6 protein-coding genes are annotated in these 5,531 nt (G+C 64.2%); all 6 read left to right on the top strand.

The genetic code is table 11. The annotated features are described in order from the left end of the window. A partial coding sequence (locus tag RMO18_RS12265) for an ABC transporter permease subunit (RefSeq protein WP_309666229.1) occupies nt 1-331 on the top strand: 331 nt, incomplete at its 5' end. A 105-nt stretch (nt 332-436) separates the two neighbouring features. Continuing rightward, complete coding sequence (locus tag RMO18_RS12260) at nt 437-1,678, top strand: ABC transporter substrate-binding protein (protein WP_309666227.1); 1,242 nt, start codon at nt 437-439, stop codon at nt 1,676-1,678. A 59-nt stretch (nt 1,679-1,737) separates the two neighbouring features. Further along, nucleotides 1,738-2,850 (top strand): ABC transporter ATP-binding protein, encoded by a 1,113-nt coding sequence (locus RMO18_RS12255; protein WP_309666224.1) that lies wholly within the window; start codon nt 1,738-1,740, stop codon nt 2,848-2,850. Further along, nucleotides 2,847-4,340: a GMC family oxidoreductase gene (locus RMO18_RS12250; protein ID WP_309666223.1), complete on the top strand. Its 1,494-nt coding sequence runs from the start codon at nt 2,847-2,849 to the stop codon at nt 4,338-4,340. Before RMO18_RS12255 ends, RMO18_RS12250 begins: the two co-directional genes overlap by 4 nt. Beyond that, a complete protein-coding gene (locus RMO18_RS12245; protein ID WP_309666222.1) occupies nt 4,337-5,095 on the top strand; it encodes a 3-ketoacyl-ACP reductase in 759 nt (252 codons plus the stop codon). The genes RMO18_RS12250 and RMO18_RS12245 overlap by 4 nt, the downstream gene beginning before the upstream one ends. A 2-nt stretch (nt 5,096-5,097) precedes the next feature. Further along, nucleotides 5,098-5,531: GMC family oxidoreductase N-terminal domain-containing protein (locus RMO18_RS12240; protein ID WP_309666221.1), on the top strand; the 434-nt coding region annotated here is incomplete at its 3' end.

The raw sequence follows: 5,531 nt of genomic DNA, 5'->3' as shown, positions 1-5,531 counted from the left end.
GGTCAAGGCCGCAATGATCGACGGGGCCGGGTTCTTCCGCATCTTCTGGCGGATCATGCTGCCGGTGTCGGGGCCGATCGCGGTGGTCAGCGTGATCTGGCAGTTCACCAATATCTGGAACGACTTCCTGTTCGGGGCCTCATTCTCGGACCTTGATTCAACGCCGATGACGGTGGCGCTGAACAACCTCGTCAACTCATCGACCGGCGTGAAGGAATACAACGTCCACTTTGCGGGCGCGATCCTTGCCGCCCTTCCGACCCTTTTCGTCTACATCGTCGCAGGCCGCTACTTCGTGCGCGGGCTGATGGCGGGCAGCGTCAAGGGATAAGCCGACCGCCGGGCGGGTGGAGCCGCCCGACGGTCTTTGTTCAACCTTAGCCCAACTTGCACCAGACCCGGGCGAACGAGAGAGAGAAACGTCAAAATGAAGCAAATGTCCATTGCTACCGCGTTGTTCTTGGGGATCGCGGCATCCCCCAGCTTCGCCGAACCATCGGTTGAAGTGATGCATTTCTGGACCTCCGGCGGCGAGGCTGCGGCCTTGGGCGCGGTGCGTGACAAGGTGGTCGCTGAAGGCGTCGCCTGGGCCGATGCGCCAGTGGCAGGCGGTGGTGGCGACGCTGCAAAAACCGCGCTGCAGGCGCGGATCGCCAGCGGCAACCCACCCGCTGCAATGCTGATGCTGGGCCAGACGATCATCGACTGGGCCAATGAGGGGCTTCTTGGCAATGTCGATGCACTGGCCGCAAGCGAAGGCTGGGATGCAGCCCTGCCACAGGCCGTGAAGGACTTCACCAAGATCGGCGGCCATTACGTGTCGGTTCCAACCAACGTGCACCGCACTGACATGATCTGGGCCAGCAAAGCCGCGTTTGACAAGATCGGCGCCGCCTATCCCACCACCTGGGAAGAACTGAACGCCCTGGCACCCAAGTTCCTTGCGGCCGGGATCATCCCCTTGGCGCATGGCGGTCAGGCCTGGCAGGAAGCCTACATGTTCGAAGCGGTCGCCGCAGGCGTCGGCGGGGCGGAGTTCTACCGCAAAGCCCTGATCGATCTGGACGACGCCACCCTGCGCGGGCCGGACATGGTGGCGGTGTTCACCGAACTTGCCGCCCTGCGCGGCATGATCGATGCCAACGCGCCGGGCCGCGACTGGAACCTCGCTTCCGCCATGGTGATCAATGGCGAAGCCGCGATGCAGATCATGGGCGATTGGGCCAAGGGCGAGTTTACCAACGCAGGCAAGGTGCCCGGCACCGATTACGCCTGCATTCCGGTGCCAAAGGCCAAGGGCGATGCCTTTGTCTATCTGGTCAATTCGCTGTCGCTGTTTGCCCAGACTGACCCTGACCTGATCAAGGGGCAGGAAGTGCTGGCCAGCGCCATCATGGACAAAGACGTGCAGGTCGCCTTCAACAAGGCCAAGGGGGCCATTCCGGCGCGCAACGACGTCGACCTGTCGTCGATGGATGCCTGCGCGCAGGAAACCTCGGCCGCGCTGACATCCAATGATGCGACCGGGACGGCAGTGCCGACATTTGCCGGAACCCACGCTGCCAATGGCGCGGTCGTTGGTGCCGCGACGGATGCGATCACCGGGTTCTTCAACTCCGACATGACGCCCGAAGAAGGCGCTGTCGGTCTCGCCGACGCCATTCTGGCAGCGAAGTAAGCAACATCGGCCATGCCGCGCGGGGCGGCATGGCCCACTCAAGACGAAGGGTTGCGACAATGGGCTTTCTCGACATCTCTCATGTCACCAAATCCTACGGATCGGTGCAGGTTCTGCACGAGGTCGATATTGCGGTGCAGGAGGGCGAGTTTCTCGTCCTCGTCGGCCCCTCCGGCTGCGGAAAATCCACCCTGCTCAACATGATCGCGGGGCTGGAGGCGATCTCGTCCGGCGACATCTCGATCAAGGGGCGCGTCATCAACGGGGTGCACCCGTCGAAACGCAACATCGCGATGGTGTTCCAAAGCTACGCCCTCTACCCCAACATGACCGTCGGCCAGAACATGACCTTCGGGCTGGAAATGCACGGCGTGCCAAAGGCAGATCGTGACAAGGCGCTGACCGATGTGGGCAAGCTGCTGCAGATCGACCACCTTCTTAACCGCAAGCCCGGCCAGCTGTCGGGCGGCCAGCGCCAGCGCGTCGCCATGGGGCGCGCCTTGGTGCGCAACCCCGATGTGTTCCTGTTCGACGAACCCCTGTCCAACCTTGATGCGAAACTGCGCGTCGACATGCGGACCGAGATCAAGAAACTGCATCAAAAGCTGCGCACCACCATCGTCTACGTCACCCACGACCAGATCGAGGCGATGACCCTGTCCACCCGCATCGCGGTGATGAACAAGGGCTATGTCCAGCAGCTTGGCACCCCGAAAGACATCTACGACACGCCCGCAAACCTGTTTGTGGCCACCTTCATGGGCAGCCCGGCGATGAACATTCTGCCCGCGACGGTGGTGATGCAGAACGGCGCGCCGCATGCCGAAATCACCGACAGCGAGGGGGCCGTCCGCCACCTGCGTTTCAGCCAGACCAACCTTGCCGATTGGGCCGGTCGCCAGATCATCCTCGGCATCCGGCCTGAGGCGATTACCGATCCCGAAGGGGCGGATCGCAAGTCGGGAAATATCCAGCCCTTCACCAACCGCGTGACCGTGACGGAACCGGCAGGATCGGATACGTTCGTCACCATGACCCTGTCAGCCAAGGATGTGATTGCACGGATGCGGGCGGATGCCTCGGTCGCACCGGGCCAGCTGTTCGACTTCGCCATCAACATGGAAAAAGCCGTCGCCTTCGATCCCGAAACCGAGGAGCGTATCCGGGCATGACCGCCGCCGATGTCATCATCATCGGCTCCGGCATGGGTGGGGCGACCCTCGCGGCGGCCCTGGCCCCGTCGGGTAAGCGCATCCTGATCCTGGAACGCGGCACCCGGCTGGAACCCTCGCCCGAGGCGCGTGATCCGGTGGCCATCTTCGCACGCGGCCACTTCCGCCCGGATGAACAGTGGCTTGATGGCGAGGGGCGGCCCTTCAACCCCGGCAACTACTATCACGCGGGCGGGAATTCCAAGTTCTACGGTGCCGTCCTGATGCGCTACCGGGCCGAAGATTTCGCACCAATCCGCCACTTGGGCGGCACCACTCCCGGCTGGCCAATCGGCTACCCCGCGATGGAGCCATGGTATCAGGAGGCCGAGGCCCTGTATCAGGTGCGTGGCACCTTGGGCGAAGATCCGACCGAGCCCGCGCATTCCGGGCACTACGGCTTTCCGCCAGTGCCTGACGAACCTGCAATTGCAGACTTTCGCAAACGATTGCAAAATATTGGCCTGCATCCTTCATCTCTTCCCTTAGGTGTCGACATCGACCTTTGGCTCAAGCATGGGCAGACCCCATGGGATGCCTTTCCTGATACCTGCGGCGGCAAGATGGATGCCGAAACCGTGGGATTGGCGCATGCGCTGCAGCACCCGAATGTGCGGCTGGAAACCGGCGCGCGGGTGTTGCGATTGCTGACAACCGGCGGGCGGATTTCCGGCGTGGAGGTGCAGCGCGACGGTCGGACCGAACGCCTTGCCACGCCGCTGATCGTGCTGGCCGCAGGCGCGGTGATGTCGGCGGCCCTGTTGCTCGGCTCGGCGGACGCAGATCATCCGACGGGGCTGGCGAACCGTTCCGATCAGGTCGGGCGCAACTTCATGAACCACAACCTCAGCGCGGTGCTGGCGCTGCATCCGTGGCGCCGCAACCTGTCGGTCTATCAAAAGACCCTGCAGCTGAACGATTTCTATCTGACCGGTGGACCGGGTGGTGCGCCTTTGGGCAATGTGCAGCTGCTGGGCAAGATTTCCGGGCCGATCCTGGCCTCGGACACCCCGATCCCGGCGCCGTTGGCGGCCTGGATCGCGCGGCATTCGGTCGACATTCTGGCCATGTCGGAAGACCTGCCCAACCCCGACAGCCGGGTGACATTGCGGGGCGATCAGATCATGCTGGATTGGAAGCGGTCGAATTGGGACGCGCATCTGGCGCTGGTGAAAACATTGAAGCAGAAACTGAAGAAAGCCGGGTATCCAATTGTTCTCAGTCGCGCTTTTGACCGGCGAACCCCCTCGCATCAATGCGGCACGGCACGGATGGGGGCAGACCCTGCCACAAGCGTGGTCGATCCGTTCTGCCGCGCCCATGACCACCCGAACCTGTTCATCACCGATGCCTCGGTCCTGCCCACCTCGGCGGCGGTGAACCCGGCGCTGACCATTGCCGCGCTGGCCCTGCGCACGGCGGCGCATATCCGGGAAAGGGATTTTGCATGACGCCCGTCGCCTTGATCACCGGGGGCCAGCAGGGCATCGGCCTTGGGCTGGCCGAGGCGCTGGCGGCGGCGGGCTTTCGCATCGTCATCGCGGCAGAGCTTGCCGAAGATGCCCATACCGTCACCGAGGCGCAGGCGCGCCTGGGCGCGGGCACCGTCTATCTGCGCCATGATCTGCGCGACGCGGGCGCGGTGGGCAGCCTGATTGACCGGGTCGAGGCGGCCGCCGGGCCGGTGACCACCTTCATCTCCAACGCCGGTATCCCGGCACGGACACGCGGCGATCTCTTTGACGTGACGGGGGACAGCTTTGATCAGGTGATGGCGATCAACCTGCGCGGCGCGTTCTTTCTGGCGCAAGAGGTCGGTCGCCGGATGGCCGGGCGCAGCACCGCGCAGTACCGCAGCATGACCTTCATCACCTCGGTCAGCGCCGGCATGGTCAGCGCCGACCGGGCCGAATACTGCATCTCCAAGGCCGGGGCCTCGATGATGGCGCAGGCCTTCGCGGTGCGGATGGCGCCGCTGGATATCGGCGTGTTCGAACTGCGCCCCGGCATCATCGACACCGCGATGACGGCGGGGGTGCGCGACAAATACACCTCACGGATCGAAAGCGGCCTCGTGCCGATGGCCCGCTGGGGGGTGCCGGCGGACATTGGCCAGATCATCGTGCCCATTGCCACCGGCCAGATGCGCTTTGCCACCGGGGCGGTGATCCCCGTCGACGGCGGCCTGTCGATTGCGAGGTTGTGAGCATGACCTATGATTTCATCATCATCGGCGGCGGGTCGGCGGGCTGCGTGCTGGCCGCGCGGCTGTCGGAGGACCCCAACGCCAAGGTGCTGCTGCTGGAGGCCGGCGGGCGCGACCGGCACCCGTTCTACCACCTGCCCGCAGGCTTTGCCAAAATGACCAAGGGCATCGGCTCCTGGGGCTGGCAGACGGTGCCGCAGCGCCACATGCGCGGCATGCAGATCCGCTATACGCAGGCGAAAGTCATCGGCGGCGGCTCCTCGATCAACGCCCAGCTTTACACGCGCGGCAACGCGCAGGACTACGACGATTGGCGTCAGATGGGCTGCCCCGGCTGGGGGTATGACGACATCCTTCCCTACTTCCGCAAGTCCGAGGTGAACGATACCCACGACAACCGCTACCACGGGAAGGACGGCCCCCTCGGCGTCAGCCA

The sequence above is a fragment of the Tabrizicola sp. genome, assembly GCF_031377265.1.
Taxonomy (GTDB): Bacteria; Pseudomonadota; Alphaproteobacteria; order Rhodobacterales; family Rhodobacteraceae; genus JAUYQR01.
This window is presented reverse-complemented; position numbering and strand designations above follow the sequence as displayed.